Origin of the sequence: Methylocapsa palsarum, from assembly GCF_900114285.1 — a bacterium.
Classification (GTDB): domain Bacteria; phylum Pseudomonadota; class Alphaproteobacteria; order Rhizobiales; family Beijerinckiaceae; genus Methylocapsa; species Methylocapsa palsarum.
This window is the reverse complement of sequence record NZ_FOSN01000011.1, coordinates 77,218-98,193: the sequence shown is the minus strand read 5'-3', so window position 1 is coordinate 98,193 and position 20,976 is coordinate 77,218. Positions and strand designations below refer to the sequence as shown.

General features: G+C 62.7%; 16 protein-coding genes. 12 read left to right on the top strand and 4 right to left on the bottom strand.

The features are described from left to right. Positions 1-121: 121 nt before the first annotated feature. Both BM177_RS13015 and BM177_RS13010 read right to left on the bottom strand, forming a co-directional pair. On the bottom strand, positions 122-961 hold the full coding sequence (locus tag BM177_RS13015; RefSeq protein ID WP_091683129.1) for a Crp/Fnr family transcriptional regulator: 840 nt from the start codon (positions 959-961) through the stop codon (positions 122-124). Then, on the bottom strand, positions 958-1,779 hold the full coding sequence (locus BM177_RS13010; RefSeq protein ID WP_091684351.1) for an ABC transporter ATP-binding protein: 822 nt from the start codon (positions 1,777-1,779) through the stop codon (positions 958-960). The genes BM177_RS13015 and BM177_RS13010 overlap by 4 nt, the downstream gene beginning before the upstream one ends. Before the next feature lie 154 nt (positions 1,780-1,933). Between BM177_RS13010 and BM177_RS13005 the strand changes: the two genes are divergently transcribed. The 3 genes from BM177_RS13005 to BM177_RS12995 are packed head-to-tail and all read left to right on the top strand — an operon-like array spanning position 1,934 to position 4,912. After that, the gene (locus BM177_RS13005) at positions 1,934-3,670 is read left to right on the top strand and encodes a fumarate reductase/succinate dehydrogenase flavoprotein subunit (RefSeq protein WP_091683127.1); all 1,737 of its coding nucleotides are present in this window, start codon (positions 1,934-1,936) and stop codon (positions 3,668-3,670) included. 8 nt (positions 3,671-3,678) lie between these two features. Continuing rightward, positions 3,679-3,912 carry a 4Fe-4S dicluster domain-containing protein gene (locus BM177_RS13000; protein ID WP_091683124.1) on the top strand — a complete coding sequence of 78 codons (234 nt, stop codon included), beginning with the start codon at positions 3,679-3,681 and terminating at the stop codon, positions 3,910-3,912. Positions 3,913-3,940: 28 nt separating this feature from the next. After that, complete coding sequence (locus BM177_RS12995) at positions 3,941-4,912, top strand: HEAT repeat domain-containing protein (RefSeq protein ID WP_244532299.1); 972 nt, start codon at positions 3,941-3,943, stop codon at positions 4,910-4,912. A 60-nt stretch (positions 4,913-4,972) separates the two neighbouring features. Here the strand turns inward: BM177_RS12995 and BM177_RS12990 are convergent, their stop codons facing one another. Together BM177_RS12990 and BM177_RS12980 are read right to left on the bottom strand one after the other, a co-directional pair. Continuing rightward, positions 4,973-6,337: a sigma-54-dependent transcriptional regulator gene (locus tag BM177_RS12990; protein ID WP_091683121.1), complete on the bottom strand. Its 1,365-nt coding sequence runs from the start codon at positions 6,335-6,337 to the stop codon at positions 4,973-4,975. Between the two features lie 539 nt (positions 6,338-6,876). Then, the gene (locus BM177_RS12980) at positions 6,877-8,421 is read right to left on the bottom strand and encodes a hypothetical protein (RefSeq protein WP_091683116.1); all 1,545 of its coding nucleotides are present in this window, start codon (positions 8,419-8,421) and stop codon (positions 6,877-6,879) included. On the opposite strand from BM177_RS12980, the gene BM177_RS19545 reads away from it, so the two are divergent. The 9 genes from BM177_RS19545 to BM177_RS12935 all read left to right on the top strand — a co-directional run bounded on the left by BM177_RS19545 (position 8,420) and on the right by BM177_RS12935 (position 20,916). Further along, on the top strand, positions 8,420-8,815 hold the full coding sequence (locus tag BM177_RS19545; protein WP_139223620.1) for a hypothetical protein: 396 nt from the start codon (positions 8,420-8,422) through the stop codon (positions 8,813-8,815). The two genes, BM177_RS12980 and BM177_RS19545, sit on opposite strands and share 2 nt — an antisense overlap. A gap of 165 nt (positions 8,816-8,980) precedes the next feature. Continuing rightward, the gene (locus tag BM177_RS12975) at positions 8,981-9,670 is read left to right on the top strand and encodes a hypothetical protein (RefSeq protein WP_139223619.1); all 690 of its coding nucleotides are present in this window, start codon (positions 8,981-8,983) and stop codon (positions 9,668-9,670) included. Between the two features lie 906 nt (positions 9,671-10,576). Then, positions 10,577-11,296, top strand: coding sequence for a hypothetical protein (locus tag BM177_RS12965; protein WP_091683241.1), 720 nt, complete (start codon positions 10,577-10,579; stop codon positions 11,294-11,296). Between the two features lie 5 nt (positions 11,297-11,301). Further along, entirely contained in the window at positions 11,302-12,606 is a 1,305-nt protein-coding gene (locus BM177_RS12960) for a hypothetical protein (protein WP_091683108.1), read from the top strand. A gap of 29 nt (positions 12,607-12,635) precedes the next feature. Beyond that, positions 12,636-14,690: an 8-amino-7-oxononanoate synthase gene (locus tag BM177_RS12955; protein WP_139223618.1), complete on the top strand. Its 2,055-nt coding sequence runs from the start codon at positions 12,636-12,638 to the stop codon at positions 14,688-14,690. Positions 14,691-14,705: 15 nt separating this feature from the next. Further along, positions 14,706-15,800 (top strand): aminotransferase class I/II-fold pyridoxal phosphate-dependent enzyme, encoded by a 1,095-nt coding sequence (locus BM177_RS12950; protein ID WP_091683102.1) that lies wholly within the window; start codon positions 14,706-14,708, stop codon positions 15,798-15,800. A gap of 26 nt (positions 15,801-15,826) precedes the next feature. Further along, complete coding sequence (locus tag BM177_RS12945; protein WP_175492601.1) at positions 15,827-18,550, top strand: peptidoglycan-binding protein; 2,724 nt, start codon at positions 15,827-15,829, stop codon at positions 18,548-18,550. Between the two features lie 18 nt (positions 18,551-18,568). Beyond that, a complete protein-coding gene (locus BM177_RS12940) occupies positions 18,569-20,047 on the top strand; it encodes a dipeptidase (protein WP_091683097.1) in 1,479 nt (492 codons plus the stop codon). Next, positions 20,044-20,916 carry an amidohydrolase family protein gene (locus BM177_RS12935; protein WP_091683096.1) on the top strand — a complete coding sequence of 291 codons (873 nt, stop codon included), beginning with the start codon at positions 20,044-20,046 and terminating at the stop codon, positions 20,914-20,916. The genes BM177_RS12940 and BM177_RS12935 overlap by 4 nt, the downstream gene beginning before the upstream one ends. The last annotated feature ends 60 nt before the right edge of the window (positions 20,917-20,976 follow it).

The following is a 20,976-nucleotide window of genomic DNA, read 5'->3' as shown; positions in this document are numbered from 1 at the left end:
CGTGCCGGACTGTCGTCGCTACTAGACCTGGCGTCGCGGCCGCGCCGCTTCCGGCGGCGGTTGCATCGGCATCGAAGGCGTCGGATTTGGCGCGCGACAAACTCACCTTGCGGCCTCTCTTTCAGGATTTCGCCATGCGCCGGTCCGGCGGCGCCTGCGCCAACCCCGGCTTCGGCGTCATCTGCTCGCGGTCACGGCCGCGCCTGTCGCGGCGCGCAGGCGCTTCGAGCTCGCAACCGGCGAAACGGCGCAAGCTGGTCTCGTCAAGAATGACGATTCTGGTGCGTTGAACCTCGATCAGACCCTGTCCCGTCAATCGCTCCAGCATGGCGGTCACCCATTGGCGTGTCGCGCCGACCATTTTTGCGAGTTCGTCGTGAGTGAGCCGCCGCGCGATCACCAGACCTCCCTCAGTGCGTCGACCATCGCGCTCCCCCATCAAGATGAGCATCTGGGCCAGACGTTCGGAGGCCGAGCGTGTTCCCAACATGTGGATCATCGTGGAATAGCAGACGCCCTTGTGCTCAAGCGCCTCGACGAGACCGATGGCGAGGTTGGGAATCTCCGTCATCAGGCGACGCACTTCCCGTCCGCGTATGTGAAGCGTCTTCGTCCCGCGCATCGCCCGGCCGGACCATAAATGGGCGCCGCCGCCGAAGATCGCCGGCCCGCCGACGAAATTTCCGGGCGCCCAATAGGCGAGCGTAATTTCGCGCCCGGAGGGCCCGGCGTAATAGGTCCTGACCTCGCCGGAGAGGATGACGAACATGCCGTAATGCGGATCGCCCTGGCGGAAAACATGCTGGCCGGCGCGGAATTGAAGGGTCGTCGACGCGGCCTTCACCTTCTCATATTCGCCGGGAGTGAGACGCGCGAGGAGATCGGGAGCGGCCATGTCGCGCTCGGCTTCCCGCAGACGCAACGAGGGACGCTGCGGCGCCGGGGCTGACGGCTGGCTCATGAGAAGTTCCGGCGCTGATGATCGAAGACGCGTTGGCTCTCCTGCCGGATGAGAGTCAGGCATTGCCGTTTCGCCGCTGCGAATGCGGGAAGAGCGAAGACGTCGTCCGGACGCGGGCGCGGCAGATCGATCGCCAGGTTGAGCAGAACTCGTCCTGGCGGCGCGCTCATGATCACGACGCGATCGGCGAGATAAAGCGCTTCGTCAATGTCATGTGTGACAAAGAGGACGGTTGCGCGGATCTCCTCCCAAAGCCGCAGCAGATTTTCCTGCATCAGTCCCCGCGTCTGCGCGTCGAGGGCGCCGAACGGCTCATCCATCAGAAGCACGGAGGGGTGATTGACGAGCGCGCGGGCAATCCCGACCCGCTGCTGCATGCCGCCCGAAAGCGTCGCCGGATATCGGTCCGCAAAAGCAAGCAGGCCGACGAATTCGAGGTATGTCCTCGCCATGCTGCGCGCTTTCGCGCGGGAGGCGCCCTGCATGCGCGGCCCGAAGGCGACGTTTTCGAGCACAGTCTTCCATGGAAACAGCGAATATTGCTGGAACACCATTCCACGATCGACGCCGGGGCCTTTGACAGGCCTTCCGTCGACGCTGACTGTTACGCTTTCCACGGGCACAAAGCCGGCGACAGCGTTGAGCACCGTCGACTTGCCGCAGCCGGATGGACCCAGCAGACAGACAAATTCGCCTGGCTCGACGGTCAGGCCGAAATTTTCGATCACAGGATTCGTCCCGAAGCGGATCGAAAGATCGTGAATCTCCAGCCTGCCCACAGCGGGCGCTGACCCTCCTTGTTCCGCCACCGCCGGCATAGGCTGATCCCTTGAATGTCCGAAGGTTACGCGGACGAAATCGTTATAGCTCATAATCTTTATAGACTTAAATCAGAAAGATTGGCAATTAGTTGCTCGACCTTCGCCGGCGGCCATCCCAGGCTGTGTCCAATGGAGCCAACCGGAAATCGTAATGGCCGAGCTTGACGACGCCGCAGACCTGTTCGAAGCCGACGTTCTCGTGATCGGAGGCGGCACGGCGGGGCCGCTCGCCGCCTACAAGGCGAAATCCGCCAATCCCGGGCTGAAGGTGGTCTTGCTCGAAAAGGCGAACGTCAAGCGGTCCGGGGCCATCGCCATCGGCATGGACGGCTTGAACAACGCCGTCGTGCCGGGATTTGCGACGCCAGAGCAATATGTCCGCGAAATCACCATCGCCAATGACGGCATCGTCTATCAGAAAGCGGTGCTGGCCTACGCCATGCGCTCCTTCGACATGATACGCGAACTCGACGATTGGGGCGTGAAATTCCAGAAGGATGAGAACGGCGATTACGACGTCAAAAAGGTTCACCATCTCGGCAGCTACGTCCTGCCGATGCCGGAAGGAGGCGGCGTCAAGAAGATCCTCTATCGCCAGCTCCGCAAGGCGCAGGTTTTGATCTCAAACCGCTATATGGCGACGCGCCTGTTGAAGGCCTCGGACGGGCGCATCGCCGGCGCTGTAGCCGTCAACAGCCGCACCGCCGGCGTTCTGGTCATTCGCGCCAAAGCGGTGATCCTCGCGACTGGCGCCGCCGGGCGCCTCGGATTGCCGGCCTCCGGCTATCTTTGGGGAACGTATGAGAATCCGACGAATTCAGGCGACGGCTACGCCATGGCGTTTCACGCCGGCGCCGAGCTGACCAATCTCGAATGCTATCAGATCAATCCGCTGATCAAGGACTACAATGGCCCGGCCTGCGCTTACGTCGGCGGTCCTTTCGGCGCCTACACGGCCAACAGCCGAGGCGCCCGATTCATCGAGTGCGACTATTGGTCCGGTCAGATGATGCTGGAATTCCGCAAGGAGCTTGAAGGCGGAAACGGGCCGGTCTTTCTGAAGTTTGATCACCTTGCGGATGAGACGATCTCCGAGGTCGAAGGCATCCTGCATAGTGTCGAACGGCCCTCCCGCGGCCTCTTTCATGAAGGCCGCGGCGATAATTACCGCCGCGACATGGTCGAGATGCATATCTCTGAAATCGGGTTCTGTTCGGGGCATAGCGCGTCGGGCGTCTGGGTCGATGAACATGCGCGCACGACCGTGCCGGGGCTCTACGCCGCTGGCGACATGGCGAGCGTGCCGCATAATTATATGCTCGGCGCTTTCGTCAACGGCGCGATCGCCGGCGAGGACGCCGCCGTCGCCGCGGCTTCCACCGAACTGCAGAGCTACGATCCTCAAGATGTCGAAACGGAACGCGCGCGCATGCGCCGTCTCCTCGACAACAAGGATGGCCTGCCCGCCAATCAGGTCGAGTATAAAATCAGGCGCTTTGTGAACGATTATCTTCAGCCGCCGAAAATTACGCGTAAATACGAAATCGCGCAGAAGCGCTTCGCGGAAATTCGCGAGGATCTGCAGCGCATCGTCGCGCGGGACCCTCACGAACTGATGCGCGCGCTGGAGGTGCATTCCATTCTCGATTGCGCCGACATGGCCGCCGCCGCTTCCCTTTTCCGCACCGAGAGCCGGTGGGGCCTTTACCACTATCGGGTCGACTACCCTGAACAGGACGATGAAAACTGGTTTTGTCATACTCAATTGTTCAAGGACGAGCGAGGCGCCATCGCGTTGAAGAAACGCCCGGTCGATCCTTACGTCGTGCCGCTGGAGAGCGGCGAAAAGGGCGCCTACCAACGCCTGCGCATTCCTGCTCCCGTTTGAGGCCGCCAATGTCCTTTGCAGAAAACCCATCTGAATTTCCGGTCAAGATCGACCAGGGCAAATGCATCGCCGACAAGGGCTGCACGGTTTGCGTCGACGTGTGTCCTCTTGACGTTTTGCGGATCAATCCCGAGACTGGAAAGGCGCATATGCGCTATGACGAATGCTGGTATTGTTTGCCCTGCCAGCTCGATTGCCCAACAAAAGCGGTGACGGTGACAATTCCCTATCTCTTGCGGTAGGTGGGGCGTTGCGCGGCGGGGCTAGACATTGAGCGAAAAATTTTTCGACGACGTTCATGCTGATCTAACGAAGATGGCGGAGCGCCTGGCGAGCGCCGACGCGGCTGAGCGCCGCGTTGCAGTTCTGGATCTTGCCGAGTCCGCGGACCAGGGCGCCGAACCCCTGCTCGTCGGCGCCCTCGAGGATCGCGACGCCGGCGTCAGACGTGAAGCTGCGAAGGCTCTAGCGCAATTCGATGGACGACCCGCCGCGGAAGCGCTCGCCCGCACCCTCCTCGACGATGACGCATCGGTCGCCGACGCGGCGGCCTGCAGCCTGACGGAGATGAAGTCGCCAGAGGCGGCGAAGCCCCTGCTTGCTCTCGTCGCTCATGATCGCGCCGGTGTCCGTGGAGCGGCGTGGCGGGGCTTGCGGAATTTGCGAGTCGAGGCTTCCCTGAAACCCGCTTTGAAGGCGCTTGCGGACCCGGACGCGCGCGTTCGCCGTGAGGCTGTCGGCGTGCTCGCCTATCTCAAGAATGTCGCAACTTTGACCGCGCTGACCGGCGCGGCGGATGACGAAAATTTTGAGGTCCGCCGCGCGGCGATCTCCGCCCTGGCGTTCGCCTCGTCAGGCCAAGCCCTTGACCCAATCGCGAAAGGGCTTTCCGACGTCCACTGGCAGGTGCGCGAGGCCGCCGCAATTCTCGCCGGCAAAATCAAAGCGGCCGGAGCGGCCCCATGGCTTGTCGGCGCTCTCTTCGATGAGGCCTGGCAAGTCAGCGGCAAGGCCGCCCTTGCATTGGGCGAGATCAAGGCCAGGGAAGCCATTCATGCGCTCGGCGGACTGCTTTCCCATCCGGCGAGCAATCTACGCAAGGACGCCGTCACGGCGCTTGGCGAAATCGGCCATGCCGACGCATTGCCATATTTGGAGCAGGCGACCATGGACGCCGATCCGGACGTGCGAAAGATCGCGTCCTGGTCGATCCATCGCATTCTTTCCGCGCGCGCCAAATGATCCGGCGGCCATCGAGCAATACCATTGTAAAACGCGGCTGATCTGTCTCGAGTTGATAGCTCAATCCGAATGCCGCCCGTTAGCGCGGCGGAGTTGCAACGCCCGGTCCGTCACGCCGAGCCGACGCGCGGCCCGCTGAAGATTGCCATCTTCCTCATTAGTGACGAAACGGATGGCTGCGTCCTCCGCGGCGCGGCTGATCTCCTTGAGAGCGGCTCCGAGAAGAACGGCGCGGTGAATCGGCTGCTCGAAACAGGAATCGAGCCATCCGCTCTTGTCCAGTTCGACGACCGGACGCTGCGCCGCGGGAACGCATCCGACTGTGACCGAGCCGTCGGCAGAGGCGCGGTGAACGAATTGAGACACAACCTGCTGGAGATCACGCACATTTCCGGGGTAATCCCGTTGCATCAAAAAATCGCGCACGCTCTCGTCAAGAGTCGGCGGAAGGCGGTTCGGACTCGCCAGCCGCAAGAAATGCTCGGCCAGTGGAATGATGTCTTCCGGCCTCTCGCGAAGCGGCGGCAGTCTGCAGACGTAACCTGCAATGCGATAATAGAGGTCGGCGCGAAACGCTCCGCGATGGACAAGATCCAGCAGATCGCGGTTGGTGGCGCAAACAAGGCGGAACGCGGTTTTGGCCCATGTGTTGCCGCCGACGCGCTTGAAAGTGCGCTCCTGGATGACGCGTAGCAATTGCGCCTGTAGCGGCAAAGGCAGTTCTCCGACCTCGTCGAGAAAAAGCGTGCCGCCATTCGCCAGGGAGAAGGCTCCCTGGCGATCGGTCAAGGCGCCGGTGAACGCGCCCCGTTCGTGGCCGAAGAATTCGCTGCCGGACAATTCGGGGACGATGCTCGCGCAATCGAGGACGACAAGATCGCGCTTGTTCGCGCGCGGGTCGAGGAGATGGACAAGTCGGGCGGCGACTTCCTTGCCTGTGCCGCTTTCTCCCAGAAGCAATATATTTCCTTCGCTGAAGCGCGCCACTTCGACCAGATCCCGCAGGGTGGCGCGCAACGTCGGGCTCTTGGCGATGACAAGTTCGGAGACCATGGGTTGATCCATGAGTTCGTCGAGAGCGAACCACCTGTCGATGCGAGCCTTGATTTGTCTTGCCGCCCGTTCGGCGTCGCTCCAGGTCAAGATGTCGGACGCTCCAGATTGCAGGAGCTTCCAGTGGCCGCTCGTCGAGGTCTTCAGATCCCCTATTCCGATCACGCGGATTTTGCCGGCCTGGCTCGCGATTTGAACGAAAGACTGAAGATCCGGCGTGGTCTTGGCGAACAGCAGAATACCGGTGAGGGAGGAAGTCTTTGCGTCGAAGGGCGCGACCTTGACGCCTTGTTGCGCCAAAGCCTCAATCAAAGCGTTACGATTCGCGTCCGATGAGCCGTCCCATGAATGAATCCAGCAATGGATCTCCATGATCCTACCTCCCCGTGGAATCGTCGCTCACAACGTGAGATGATCCGGTGGCCGTTCGCCGCCAAGTCTGATTGGCGCCGTCGCAATGATGGCGGCGATAAATTAGGTCGAACCCCGGCATGACGGCATCATCTGTTCATTCGATGCAATCAAGATCTCTTCGCAGGTCGGTTCGGCGAGGCTCGCTCGCCAAAACGTCCTGGCGGCTTGATCCTGGCGGCTTGACCCAGGCAGCCAGGTCTTTCGAAGCTGTTGACGCCAGGTGTGGTCAATCCCTGGTAAGCGAAAATAAAACAAGGCGTCGCCGCTGATGCGCCGCCGCAAATGCTTCGTCGAACCATCCACGTTAGACCATCCTGTCTTACAATTCCAATCACATCCACATCCAATCGCGCACAATGACTGATTGCTAGGCCCCAACACGCGCCGCGAGCGACTCTCTCTATGTAGAGAGCATTCCGATCGGATAGGCGCTCTATACAACGGTCTGGCGCGGTGTTGTCGACGGCGCCTCGCCTATTGAGCAGTGAGGAAATGGTTTATGCGCGCCGCCGCATCGCGTCCGGGCGATACAACGTCCTTGAGGGAATCCTTCCCGCCAGCCGCCTGTTCGGCAATCGCTGGAGGGATCGCCAGGCGGCGCCCCCGGCCGGTAGCGACCGGACGGCCCCCGGCAGTGCGGCGGCGACCACAGAATTCGCCCGGACCTGCCGCAGGATGCGTTGTCCGGCCACGGACAAAGCCGCGTTTTGAACGTTCTGTCCGTTCGAGACCCGGCGCACGAAATCGAGCGCATCCGCCGCATAAGGGGAGGGCGGCAGAATGCGGCCGGCCGCCGTGAACGCGGCGTCCTGGAGGCGCTTGCCTTGCGCGAGAGCGACCGCTCCGTCGAAAGCGGCGCGCGCCGCCGGGCCTCCCGGCAATTGATCGCGCGCGGCCGCCAGCGCGGCCTCCCCGATGTTTCGGCCCTTCGCGAGGTTCATCGCTACATCGAAGGCGGCCTGGGCTATTCTCCCGCCGGGAACCGCGCCGCGCGCCGCCGCGAGCACGGCCTCGGTGATGGGACGTCCGGCGGCCAGCGCATTCGCCGCCCCGAGCGCAGCGGCGACGCCAGTGCCGACGCCAGGGATAAAGGGCGCGACCATTTCAGCCACCTTCAGCTGATCGCGCACCGCGTCGATCTGTCCTTTCACAGCGCCTTTCAAGGCGTCCCCGATGCTCTGTCCGCGCGCGAGGCGCGATCCGGCGTCAATGGCGATTGCGGTCGGCCCCAGGGCGAGTCGCAAACCGCCTACGCCAGCGCGCGCCACGTCGCCAAGGATCGGGATCTTGCCGATGGCGTCCGCGGCCTTGCTCACGGTGTTCGCGATGGAGCCGGCGGCTCGCGCGATATCCCGGATCGGGCCGATCTTCCCGACCGCGCGCACGGCACCCTTAACGGCCCGGCCGGCGGAGCGAATGAGCCCGCCAAGGAAATATTCCATTTCCGGATCGTAGTCGAAGGGATCAACCCATAGTTCGGCCACCTCCAGCTCGGGCGACCACAGTAGGTCGCGCCGCATTCTCCCTTGCCGCACGCCGCCCTCGCGACGATTTTCGCTAGTGCACGCGCCAAACAGCGCGGATGTGGATAGCATTGGAGGCGCATAGATGTCGGCGGCTGCCGCCAACGCGGCTTTCGCCGCGAGGCCCGATGGCAAATGCAAGGCGCTTTCCGCTGCGTGCCGGCTCGCTTCGCCAGCAAGACGAACAAAACGCCTCGCCGCTTCATATTCTCTGTCAGCGGCGCGTAGACCATCAAGCTCCAGCCCCAGCGCCGCGGCGGTTTTCTCCCGGCTCAACCCTTGCCGCGCGATGCTCTTCAAAAGCCCTCCGAGCGCCCTGCCCAGCGGCGCGGAAAGAGCGCCGCCGCTTCGTGCGGCCGCATGGGTCAAAATCGCCCCAAGGAGGTGATCGAACTCCGCATTGTTTCGAACGCTTGCGAGCCGCGCGGCGAGTTCATCCACCTCGACATCGCTCAAGGAAGCGCTGGCGTCATCGAACGAAATCCTGTTCAGCGCGCGGGCTCGCGCGGCGCTTCGCATGGCGCGCGACGGCCGGACCAAATCTATTCTACCCATCACGATCCCTCCAATTGGCCAAAGCGGCATCGCAATGTTTGCGCCAAATCCTACACATGAGGACCAAGGAGGAATCCCTGCAAGACCCACACAAACCGACGAAGCGAACTTCGTCTACAGGCCTATCAGACCGCAAAACAACGAAGCGCGATTCACCCGCCCGCCCTGTTCTCATTCCCTGCCGCGAGTACTGCGGCTCAAGAGTGATCATCCCACCGGATTGCGGCGCGTGATCCCTGCCTTCGGTCTTCCGATCTTCGCGCTTCAAATCATGCGCGAAATGATTTTCGCCGAAATTCGCGGGAAACCCGGCCGCGACGAAGAGCGCTTCGCCGGCAAAAACTCTAAACTCGAGTAGAAACAACATATTGTTGTTGGCACAAAGATTGAGGATACCTGGTGCGGGCAAGGCGCATGATTGCCCAGGGTCGATGTAGCGTCGTCAAACATATTCTTTGAAGCGAACAACATCCCGGAAACGAAACAACATCCCGCAAGACGTCATCGAGAAGGAGACAAAGCCATGACCAATCTTGATCGCGAGTCATTCGAATACAACCCGCAAATGGAAACATATGAAACCGGCGAAGCCGAATGGGGCGGCGAGGCTGAATGGGGCGGCGAGACAGAGTGGGGCGGTGAATCGGAGTGGAGCGGCGAATCCGAGGTATTCAGCGAAGCGGAGGTGATGGAGCTGAGCGGCGAAATGCTCGAAATCAACAGCGAAGCGGAGCTCGACCGGTTTCTTGGCGACCTCATCCGCAATGCGGGCCGCGCCATCGGCACGGTCGTCCGATCTCCGGTTGGACAAGCGGTGGGAGGCCTGTTGAAGGGAGCCGCGAAAAAGGCGCTGCCGCTCGCAGGCGGTGCGCTCGGCGCCTTTGTTGGAGGGCCGCTAGGGGCCCAGATCGGCAGCGGGCTCGCGTCGGCGGCGGGCGGCGCGCTCGGTCTGGAAGCCGAAATGAACGCCGAGGATCGCGAATTCGAAGGCGCCAAGAAATTTGTGCAACTCGCCGGCGACGCGGTCAAGGCCGCGGTCAAAACCGCTCCGGGATCGAACCCGGCGACCGTTGCGCAAGCAGCGGTGAAGGCGGCCATTTCGAAACACGTCCCTGGACTGCTCTTCGGCCCCGCGGGGCATCCTGCGACAGGCGGACGCTCGGGCCGGTGGGTCCGCCATGGCCGCAACGTCATCATCGTCAATTGCGGATGAGCGGGCTGCGGCTCGATCGGAGGCTATAATGTTTGACTTCAATCCGACGCCAAACGGGCGGCCCGCCGCTGTCAAATTCGAGCCGTCGCCATTCGCCTCCTCGCCATTCGCCCGCGCGGCGGATCGCGAGCGTACGCCGCGCCATCGGCGCAACGGCGACTTTGGCGTCGCGGAGGAAACTGCGCTGGCTCAGGCGCTCCTCTCGGCTGCAGACGCTACCGAACTGAAGCGCCTTCTTCGAGCGCTCATCGAAAAAGCTTGGGGAACTGGCGCCTCCGCCCGTCCTCACGCCAAAAGGTCCCTCGTGCGGCTCCTTGAGGCGGCAGGCGAACAGATCCTGCCCGCCCTTTCGAACACTTCGGATCCATTTGGAGCAGGGCGCGCGGAAGGCGCACGGCGAGGCAAACTTGGCTCGCTCGTCAAGCAGGCTCTGAACACAAGAACGCGCGGGTTAGCGCCCCAAAAACGCGACCTCGAGACGGCTAGGATTTTCGTGCGGGCAGCGGCTAAGGCCGCCAGGGCCGCTGCGTCGCCGCCCGCAGATGTTGATCCGACCGCACACGCGCGCAACGTCCTGACGGCATGGGCTGCTCAAATGATTCAGGAGGGAGGCCCGATGATCAGGAGTCCAGTCACGGCCTCCGCTCCAACAAGGGTGGCGACGGAGAAAGCGATCTTCGCCGCGGCTCCGGCGCCACGCCGATTGCAGGCGAAGACGTCAGGTGGTGGACCACACACATGCACAACATGTGCGCAATCGGCGCGCGCTTGTCAGTGTGGAACGGTCAATCGGAACGGGTATTGGGTTCGGCGTGGAAGGAGCATCATCATTCACTTCTAGCAGAATGGGAGCAACGCCTCCTCGCCTACATTTGAACCATCGCTCACATGAATCAGGAGTTTGTCATGCACGACATCGACCGTATCCGGCTAGAGACCTCGTCCGAATCTGGCCTGTTTGAATCGGGCCCGTTCGAAGCCGAACAATTTGAATTTGGCGAGGCCGAGGGCCCCACTTTCGGTGAATTCGGCGAGGCGGAAGTCTTCGGTGAAATGGGCGAAACCTTCGGCGAAACTGAACAGCTGGAGCTCGCGAGCGAGTTGCTCGAGATCACAAGCGAAGCGGAACTCGACCGCTTCCTCGGCGATCTCATCGCAAAAGCCGGGCAGGCGGTCGGCGGATTCATCCGGTCGCCCGAAGGCCAGGCGATCGGAGGTATTCTAAAAGGGGCGGCTAAACAGGCGCTGCCGGGAATAGGTTCCGCCGTTGGCGGCTATTTCGGCGGCGCGCAGGGGGCGAGGCTTGGACGCGACGCCGCGCAGGCGGCCGGGCGCGCCTTCGGCCTCGAACTCGAAGGGTTGAGCGGCGAGGATCGCGATTTCGAAATCGCGCGGCGCTACGTCAACTTCGCCGGAGAAGCGGTCAAGAATCTCGCCTTCAGCCGCCCCGGCTCCGATCCGTCCAGCGCCGCGAGGGCGGCCGCGGTCGAGGCGGCGAAAACCTACGCGCCGGGCCTGTTATCGCGTGCAGGAGACGGCGTTGAGACAGGTTATTCCCGCGCCACCTCCGGGCGAAGCGGCCGGTGGATGCGCCGCGGCAACAAGATCGTTCTTTACGGGATTTGATCGTCATGGCCTCAAGCTCATACGCCCATTGGATGCTCGACCAGGAGGCGCGCGCATTGCTCGCCCGGCTCGATCGTGTGAAGCCCTTTGTGTTGTCGGCTCCCATGGTGCTGTCTGCGAGTCTCCTGCCGGCCGCCCAGATTGCAATTGAACGATTTTTGGGCGCCGGGCGGCGCGAGCTGAAACAACGGGTGCAAGCTTACATTGCGTGGCTACAGAACGACGGCCGGGAAGCTTCTGCGGAGGAGTTGCAACGCCGGTTTGTTTTCCTCAGGCTGAGGTTCAACGCCGTGCTGTCGCAGCTTGAACTGTTTCATCAGGTGATCAGCCAGCGCAGCGAGAACGAGCAGGGGGTCTGGCTATCCGGACTTGACGTCGTCGCCGCCGACGCCCTGGCGCTGCCGGAATTTTACAACGCGCCGCCGGTGATCTGCTATCTGGATCGGGGCGTCGGCGCCGCGATCCGGCGCGCCCGCACGCGGCTGCCGGGCGGCGGTGAAAATCCGGTCGCAGTGATCAGGGTTCCGCGCGAACGCATGGTCGGAAGCGGTATTGCATCCTCATTGATTCACGAAGTGGGTCATCAGGGCGCCGCCCTTCTCGACCTCGTGCCCTCGCTCCGGCAGGCCCTGCAAATCAAACAGCAACAGGCCAGCGAACCCATGGCGTGGCGTCTCTGGGAGCGCTGGATCTCGGAAATCGCCTCCGATTTCTGGTCGATTGCAAGAGTGGGCGTCACGTCGACAATCGGCCTCATAGGCGTCGTCAGCCTGCCGCGCCCGTTCATCTTTCGGGTCAATGTCGACGATCCTCATCCAACGCCCTGGATTCGGGTCAAACTGAGCTGCGCCATCGGCGACGCGCTCTACCCTCATCCGCAATGGCGGAGGATGGCGAGCCTTTGGGACTCTTATTACCCGATCGGCGCCCTTGATGATGAACGACGCGCCCTTCTCGCGCGCCTCGAGGCCAGTCTGCCTGAATTTGTACAGGTGCTGACAACGCATCGCCCAAAGGCGTTGCGCGGACGTTCCCTGCCGGAAGCGATGAATGTCGCCGAACGCGCGCCTCGACAGCTTTCATCGCTTTTCGCGACGTGGAGCAAGGCCCCCCAGCAGATGTATCGCGCCCGCCCTTCCCTCGTGTTCGCCGTTCTGGGACAGGCCAAGAACGACGGCGGCATAAGCCCGGAAGATGAGAGCGATCTCCTGGCGAAGATGCTCACGTTCTGGGCGATGCGAAGCACGCTCGATACATCGGAATATTGCGCCGCGACGCCGCGATCGCGAACACGGGCCTTGGCGGCGTAGACGACTATTACAATAGAGGAGACATGACTATGGCAAGATCTACTGTTTCAATCGACCCCGGTCATTGGGAAGGCCGGCTTTCGGCGGTGCCGCGCAGAGTGCGCAAGGGCGAGACGATCACTTTAACCACGACTCTCGGGCATTCCCATTATGGCGAGGTCCCGTATGAAACCAACAAGGAGTTCTACAGCTTTTTCAACTATACGTACGCCGTCGACTCGGACAATAGACTCACATTCGGGAACAGGACAAATCCGGCGCATAAAAAACTCCCCGATCTGCCGGATGGAGACTACAGAATAGACGTGACCATCACCTTGAAGGCCGGCGCTCATCCGCCAGCGCCGCAATTCGCGTCTGGTGAAACACCTACAGCCGAAGAATGGGCCGTACTGACAACGGCGCTTTCCGAGCCCGCCGGCGTGGATTTCGTAGGATCGACCACCTTCGATGTGGTCACACGACACTATGAGACTGAATCAAAAGTTACTCTGCAGCGTACATTCGCCGGTCCGACGGATGACCGCGCGTTGTGGACGGCGATTCGAAACCGCACCGCATCGATCGGATTCGATCGTTATCAGCAATTCATAGATTGCATTTTCTCCTGCAACTCTGGCGCCGACATTAACGCGTTCGCGGGATTGGGAGAACGATGCCTTGACCCCCTCGATCGCTCCGACCGGAGACAGCTCAGCATCTATGGGCCTTCCGCCTATAGCGTCCTGAAGCTGGCGACGCAATTGTTCCTGACCCTTGAAAGCGGGGTCGTGATCAGGGAAGGAGAGCCGGAAAAGGCGAAAATCCTGGACATCGAGAAAGAGCGCATCCGTCTCAATGACTTTTCGCTGGACGTTCCTCAACTCAAGAGCGAGCTGCAGGCCTATCTTGGTCCCGCGGATCATCTTCCCTACCTCGATCGCATCGTCCAAAACCTGATCACCCTCGACGGTCATCGCGTCGACGAAGTGCTTCCCTACTGCTTTGGCGTGTTGCAGCACCGCCTGTCGTCACCAAGCCTGATCGAGCTGATATGGTCCTACTGGCTTGAGGAGGGGATGCTGGTTCAAACGATGAACGCGGTCGCGCGGCGTTTCCAGAATCGGCGAGGCTCGGTGAACGACCCGTTGAAGGAACTCGAATTCGATCCCCTTCGTCCTCTCAACAACCTCATCTGGGGCTATATCCAGGACGAACATAACCGTTTGACCGTGTCGCGCCGCGCGCACGAATACCTGCATCACTACGGTCTGCCGCTGATGGGCAAGGCTGTCTCCGACCTCGATCCGGCCGACAGCCGCTCGAAATTCATAGAGGGGTTTCATAATCTTCTGGGCGCCGCGGCGCGTTTCTTCAGGGAAGATTCCGATACGACCATCTATGCCGACGCGTTTCCGTTGCTCAACGCCCTCAAGGAGGTTCATCTGCTTCTGGCCGAGGGCGCGCATAACCAGTTTGGAGACCTGACCTGGACCGCCCGAGCAGAAATGCTGACGATGCAATGGATGCTGGCGCGGCCGGAGATGAAGGAGTTTTTGCGCGGCCGCTATATGGTTCCCTACCAGGAAGGATGGATGGGCGCCGTCGACAGCATGAAGAAACTCCAGGGCTGGACCGACACTACGATCACCCACTTCTATGAACTTGCGGTGACCGGCGAGCGGATCCTGCTTTCCATCCGCTACGGCGATTGGTCCGACATCGAGAACATCGAGGACCAAGCGAAGAACTGGGCGCGCTCCTGCAAACCCGAGATCCAGCGCTACATCCATGGCTACCGGACAGTCTCCGGCGTGGATCTGGCGGCGGAAGTCACCGACTCGAGCGACGCGGCCTCCCGCTACCTTCAGCCCTCGGTATTGTTGCAGCGCCGGCTCATGGAGCAGAAGTCGGCTCTCCCGGTCAGAGGGCAGGCTGAGGCCGACCTGATCGCCGTGCGGGTCTCCGGACAGCGGATGTCGGCCCAGAGACTGGCTGACCCAAGACTCGCTGAGCCAAGACTTGTGGATCAGAGGGGTCAGGGCCAAAGCCGGCCGGGATCGGCCGGCCGGCTGAAACTGCCCGCATACCGCAAGGAAATCTAAGCGACAGGCGCCGCCATGCTCGACTTCACGTCTTCGCTCTATTTGGGCCTTCGCCATTCAACCGGGTCGCTGCGTCCTTGGGCGCAGCTGACGACAGGACGGCCGGCGGCGCTCGAAACCACGCCGGAGGCGATCAGGGCCGGCGACGCTCTGGCGCGCCTGTTGCAAGTTGAGAGCGCTGTTCTGGCGCCCTCGACGCTTCACCTGTACTGCGATTTGTTCGAAGTGTTGGCGAGCGAACCCATCGCCATTTATACTGACGCCGGAGCCTATCCGACGGTGCGCTGGGGGATCGAACGCGCGGCCGCAAAAGGCGTACCTGTGGCGATGTTCGAGATGCGCGACGCCGCTGCGCTGGAGCGCCTGCTTCGTCGTGATCATAACCTCCGCCGCCGTCCCGTTGTGGTCACGGATGGTCTCTGCGTGGAGACCGGTCGGACCGCTCCATTGCCAGATTATGTGAAGCTGGCGCGCGAGCGCAACGGATACGTCGTCGTCGATGATACGCAAGCGTTCGGGCTCCTCGGCGAGAAGCCCACGAACAGCGATCCGTTTGGGACCGGAGGAGGAGGAACGCCGGCCTTTCTGAATGTCAGAGGGCCCGAACTCATCATTGGGAATTCACTTGCGAAAAGCTTTGGCGCGCCGCTCGCGGTTCTCGGCGGAGACGGACGCGTGATCTCGAAATTCGTGAAGGGAAGCGCGACGAGAGTCCATTCGAGCCCGCCGTCTCAGGCCGCGATCAGCGCGGCGGAGCGGGCCCTCGACATCACCTCCAACGGAGGCGAGAACCTGCGCCGACGTCTCGCCGCGCTGGTGCGCTCTTTCCGGGCCGCGCTGCGCCAGATCGGCCTCTCGACGCGGGGCGGAATGTTTCCCGTGCAAACCATGGAAGTCACGGCGGACGTCGAGCCGCGACGGCTTTATGGGCGATTGCTCGATCTTGGCGTCCGGGCCGTGTTGCGGCAGGCCAGAAACATGTTCGGGGCCGCCATCGCCTTCGTAATCACTACGCTGCACTCGTTGTCCGATATCGACCGCTGCGCGGAGGCTTTAGAGCGCGCGCTCGCGCCCGCTCGGACGCCGCAGCGCCGCGCTCTCATTTCGTGACGATGGAACAGAACGGGAGACCCGCCATGAACAGCGAACTCAACTTCGAGTCGATGCCTTTCAGCTTTTACAATACGCTTGCCCGGGAGGATGGCGGCTCCGAATTGGAGGAGGAAGCAGGCCGTCGCTCCCGCGGCGCCTATCGCGCCAGACCCAAAGCGCAGCAGAGGAGCTGGCGCAAGCCTTCGCAATCCGGCTTTCCGGCCTACGCCGGTTTCCAGAAAAGCGTTCCGGCCAGAGCGGCGCAGCGCGGACGGTTTCCACGCGGGCATGGGCGGTGGATCTCTTCCTGGGGCCTCGTTGAGCCCGATGCGATCGCGGCGGCCGCACCGGCCGGCTCGGAGTACATTCGCTGGACGCAGAGCGCCCTCAATGATGTGCTCGGCCTGCAAATGCCGGTCGACGGCGTGCCTGGATCGGCGATGCGCAGCGCCGTTCGCAGCTTTCAGCGAAACGAAGGTCTTCCCGTCGACGGAGTGGTCGGCCCCGACACCGAACGCGCGCTGCTCGCCGCAAGAGGCCGTCAGCCGGCCGGGGACGGCGCCCCGGAGCCGGACGCGGCCGCGGCGGGATCGAAGCCGGCGCCGGGGCCTTCGCCGGCCGAGCCGGCCGAAGAAATGGAACTGGAATGGGAGACCTTCAACAAACCCAGCGGGAGAGCCGTGATGAACAAGCTTTTGAAATTTTCCCCCGAGCCGTTCGAGTCCGAATTTGGAGAGGCGTTCGAATCGTTCGAGACGGAGCAATCCGGTTTTGAGCAGGAAAGCAGTTTTAACTACGCGCGGACGCCGGGCCCCGGCGCCTTCGCAAAGCCCGGGGTCAAGCCTCGCCAAATTCCGCGCGGCGCGCCAATGCCCGCCACGCGGACGCGGCGTCGGATCGATCTCGGCGAAGTTGTGATCTGCGGCGGCAAACCCTTCGCCGTCCTCGACCATTTCAAATTCGACAAATCAATTTTGCGCAAGGATTCGACACGCGATCACCTGGCGCAGGTCGACGCGATCGCGCGAGAAATCATGCGGCGCGCGGCGCGACGCAAACCGGTTCCCAGTGTGTGCATTGTCGGCCACACCGATGTTTCAGGCAAACTCGACTACAATTATGGACTCGGCCTGCGCCGCGCGAAAGCGGTGAAGCAGGCGCTTTGCATGGCGCTTGGCAACCAGGCCGGCTCCCTGACGTTCGTCGTGAACAGCATGGGCGAGACGGACCCTGCCCAATCGGCAGCTACGCCCGCGGCGCGCGCCGCCAATCGTCGCGTCGAGGTCCATTTGCTGTCCGAACCCGTTCAGGGCGAGAAATGCGAGGCGCTTAAGAAGCTGCCGCCGGAAGGGCCGGGCTGCGGCGTGCCGAGGCCGAGCCCCGCTCGCGAGCGCGAAATCAGCCAGGAATTGCAGGAATGGGAGCAGACGGCGCCGCGCCGCGCCGCAAGCGTCCAGCCGAAATTGTGTTTGTATCTTGAGTCGAGCAACTCCAGTCACCGCAATCATTTCCAGCACCAGGCGGCGGGCACGGCGAGGAGAATTGCAGCCATCGGGAGCCCCAACGCCGCCAATTGCGCGCCCAAGGTGGGCGCGACCTCCTTCAAGACCGGCGCCGATATCATCGCCGCGATCAGGGCTGCATGGGAATGCTCCGGCAAGAAGCCTCTCCAGACCGTACATATTTTTGGGCACAGCTTCCCGTCCGGCGTGATCGGGGCGGACGCCGAAACGGGACTTTACCAAAATTCGTATTTCCTCGGCGCGGGAACGCGGGCCAACGGGGCGAGGTCGATCGCCGACATCCCGACCGATATCCTGTCCGAAAACGTCATCTTCGTTCTGCACGGCTGCAATCAGGCCTATGGCTGCGACGAAAGAGGCGATCACGACAATTTCGCGCAATCCTTGCTCGAGCATCTCGCCGGCGCGTTGAAGAACCCGAAAGTGTTTGGTCATTACAACTCGGGATGCGCCGGACGCAACAACAGCTGGTGCGCCTACTCGAAGTCGGCGCCGAAAGGAAAAGCTCATGTCGGCCCCGACTACATCGAGCCCGGCGGCTGCACGCCGCCGAGCAAGAAAGAGCTGGAGTTCGACTTCGCGGCCTCCCCGGCGAGCCTCGGAGATTCGTTTCGCCGCTCCGCATACGACCCGGAGCGCGCGGCGAGTCCGCCGGTTCGCCCGGCGTTCCGTCTCGCGTGCGGAGCAGGCTGCGCGCCGCGTCGGCAGGCAGAATGCCACGCGATCCTGGACCGCGCCCTTCAGGACGCCATTGCGCTCGCCAGACATGCGGCTCGCAAATTGAGCGCGAAGCCGATGGACATGAAGACGATGCGAATGTTCCAGTTTTTCTTCGGGCGCGAACCATCGCAGGCGTCATCCGCTGCAGACAAAAGGACATCGGCCGCCGTCGTCGCGCAAAGGTTTCTCGCAAGCGCGCAGGAACTACGCGGCGGACGCTGGTCGAGGTTCCGGTGCGCTTCGCCTGACGCCAGCCCCAATACGCATGCGATCACGGGCGGCGCCCGGGAGGTCGTCTTGCATCCCCGGTTCTGGGAGGGTTCGCCGCAACCCGGCGGATCGCGGCGCGCCTTCCGGGCCGGCGCAATTCTGCGCGCAATGCTGCATCAGCTGTTCCAGGAGTTCGTTCTCCACGATCCGGCGGAGCAGCGCAGGGGCAGCGCCCGCTGCTACGAAGCCTTCGCGTTGAAGCTCGCAGGCGAGGGCGGCGCCCGGCCCGACAGGCCGTGTGCGGCCTCTGCGTAATCCTCAAAGGATGGGCCGATGGGCGCGCGTTTGCAAAGTTTCGGCGACGGCCAGGGCGCCGGGCGTTTGCGCCGCGCGCTTGGCTACGCGCGCGCCAACCGGCCCCGTTTCGTCGCGGATCTTCAATCGTTGATCCGATTCGCGTCCGTCAGCGCGCAGCCCAGCCATTCCGGCGACATGGCGAACTGCGCCGCGTGGCTGGCGCGGCATCTGCGCGAGATCGGCCTTGAACGGGTCACGATCGATCGAACCGGAGGGCAGGCGATCGTACGCGCCGAATGGAGGCGGGCGGAGCCCGGCGCGCCTACGGTCCTTATCTATGGCCATTATGACGTCCAGCCGGCCGAACCGCTCGACGACTGGCGAACGCCGCCGTTCGACCCAATCATCCGCGGCGACGATCTCCATGGCCGGGGCGCCAGCGACGACAAGGGACAGATGTTCGCGCATGTCAAAGCGATCGAGTCCTGGCTGAAGACGGCGGGAGCGTTGCCGGTCAATTTGATATGCCTGTTCGAGGGCGAGGAGGAAATCGGCAGCCCCCATCTGTCCGCGTATCTTACCTCGAACCGGGGCGGTCTCGCGGCTGATTGCGCGATCGTTTCCGATATGCAGATTCCGGCGCCGGACCGCCCTGCAATCACCTATTCGCTCCGGGGCGGGCTTAGCGTCGAGCTACAAACGAGAGGCCAGAAGCGCGAGCTTCATTCCGGCGTCTTCGGCGGAGCCGTCCATAATCCCGTCCAAGCGCTTTGTGAGATCATCGCGCGGCTGCATGACGGTCATGGCAGAATCGCCATTCCCGGCTTCTACCGCGATGTGCGCGAATGGGACGCCGGGGAGCGGGCGGGCATGCGTGAGGCGGGGCCGTCCGACGCCGCAATGCTGCGCGAGGCTGGCGCGACTCATGGTTGGGGCGAACCCGGCTATACGCTTTACGAGCGGACAACAATCCGGCCCGCCTTGACGGTCTGCGGCGTTTCCGGCGGATATAACGGGCCCGGCGTCAAGGCGGCGATCCCGGCGCGCGCCCTCGCCAAGTTGAACTTTCGTCTCGCCCCGGACCAGGATCCGGCTGTAGCCGAACGGCTGTTTCGGGATTATATCGCGCGGGTGACGCCGCCTGGCGTTCAAACGCGGGTCCGCACGGTGATGCGCGTGAAACCGGCGTCACTCGACCGCGCCCATCCCGGGGTTCGCGCCGCCGCGAGGGCTTATCGGCGGGCTTTCGGCGCTCCAGCCGTCTTCCTGCGCAGCGGCGGCACGATCCCGGTCGTCGGCCTTCTTCAAGAAATACTCGGCGCGCCTGTCGTGCTGATGGGATTTGGGCTGCCGGGCGATCGCATTCACGGGCCCAATGAGAAATTCAGTCTTTCCAATTTTCACAAGGGCGTCGAAACAAGCATCGGGTTTCTTGCCGAAATGGGAGCGCCGCGCGCCGCGCCAAGGCTGTACCATTCGTTTTCTCCAGTCGCTGAGCGGAGGCCTCGATCATGATTATCGACAGCCATTGTCACGCCGGAAAAGGAGACGGGTTGACCGGCCCCTGGGACACCAACGCGCCGCTCGACAAATATCTTGTCCGCGCCAAGCAGGCCGGCGTCACCCATACAGTTCTTTTCGCCGCGTTTCATTCCGATTACGGCGTCGCCAACGAAGAGGTGGCCCGCATCGTCTCAAGCGAGCCGGACCGGTTTTTTGGCTTCGCCTTCGTCAATAGCGTGCGGGATCGCGGGCGCGTCCGAGATCTGGTCCAGCGCGCTGTCGAAGAATTCGGCTTTGTCGGCATCAAGCTCCACCGGCACGACGCGCCCATCAGCCGTGAGGTCTGCGAGGCCGCGCGCGCCTTTTCGCTGCCGGTGCTTTACGACGTGATGGGCGAGGCGGCGGTGTGTGAATTGCTGGCCGAAGAATATCCCGACGTGAACTTCATCATCCCGCATCTTGGCAGTTTTGCGGACGACTGGCGGGCGCAGGTGGCTTTGATCGACCATCTGGTCCGTCATCCCAACATCTACACTGACACGGCGGGCGTCCGCAGGTTCGACATCCTGGAACAGGCCGTCCGCCGCGCGGGCGCCCGGAAAATCCTGTTTGGCTCCGATGGACCGTGGTTGCACCCGGGCGTGGAGCTGGCCAAGGCCCGGGCTTTGCCTTTGACGCAATCCGACAAGGCTTTGGTCTTCGGGGATAATTTCCTGCGTCTGATCTCGAAGGTTCACAGCTCCGCTCCCGTCAAAGACGGGCGAAGCAGGGCCCATTCGGTCCTCGCGACAAGAGCCAATCCATCCTGGGGCGACCCGTGGTCTCCGGACGCCGCCAGACTGTCCGCTGAGGCGTCGCGCTTGCGCTCGTCAACTGCGTGACGCGTTCGCTTCGGACGCCGTTCTGATTATATATGAATCGCGCTTCATGATTCTCATCGT

Coding starts and splice junctions, on each gene's coding strand:
- BM177_RS13000 (WP_091683124.1), top strand. CDS start 3,679: ATGTCCTTTGCAGAAAACCCATCTGAATTTCCGGTCAAGATCGACCAG.
- BM177_RS12980 (WP_091683116.1), bottom strand. CDS start 8,421: ATGCGAAGCGCCGCGCGAGCCCGCGCGCTGAACAGGATTTCGTTCGAT.
- BM177_RS12945 (WP_175492601.1), top strand. CDS start 15,827: ATGAACAGCGAACTCAACTTCGAGTCGATGCCTTTCAGCTTTTACAAT.
- BM177_RS12955 (WP_139223618.1), top strand. CDS start 12,636: ATGGCAAGATCTACTGTTTCAATCGACCCCGGTCATTGGGAAGGCCGG.
- BM177_RS12965 (WP_091683241.1), top strand. CDS start 10,577: ATGCACGACATCGACCGTATCCGGCTAGAGACCTCGTCCGAATCTGGC.
- BM177_RS12935 (WP_091683096.1), top strand. CDS start 20,044: ATGATTATCGACAGCCATTGTCACGCCGGAAAAGGAGACGGGTTGACC.
- BM177_RS12940 (WP_091683097.1), top strand. CDS start 18,569: ATGGGCGCGCGTTTGCAAAGTTTCGGCGACGGCCAGGGCGCCGGGCGT.
- BM177_RS12990 (WP_091683121.1), bottom strand. CDS start 6,337: ATGGAGATCCATTGCTGGATTCATTCATGGGACGGCTCATCGGACGCG.
- BM177_RS13005 (WP_091683127.1), top strand. CDS start 1,934: ATGGCCGAGCTTGACGACGCCGCAGACCTGTTCGAAGCCGACGTTCTC.
- BM177_RS12960 (WP_091683108.1), top strand. CDS start 11,302: ATGGCCTCAAGCTCATACGCCCATTGGATGCTCGACCAGGAGGCGCGC.
- BM177_RS13015 (WP_091683129.1), bottom strand. CDS start 961: ATGAGCCAGCCGTCAGCCCCGGCGCCGCAGCGTCCCTCGTTGCGTCTG.
- BM177_RS12950 (WP_091683102.1), top strand. CDS start 14,706: ATGCTCGACTTCACGTCTTCGCTCTATTTGGGCCTTCGCCATTCAACC.
- BM177_RS19545 (WP_139223620.1), top strand. CDS start 8,420: ATGGCGCGCGACGGCCGGACCAAATCTATTCTACCCATCACGATCCCT.
- BM177_RS13010 (WP_091684351.1), bottom strand. CDS start 1,779: ATGCCGGCGGTGGCGGAACAAGGAGGGTCAGCGCCCGCTGTGGGCAGG.
- BM177_RS12975 (WP_139223619.1), top strand. CDS start 8,981: ATGACCAATCTTGATCGCGAGTCATTCGAATACAACCCGCAAATGGAA.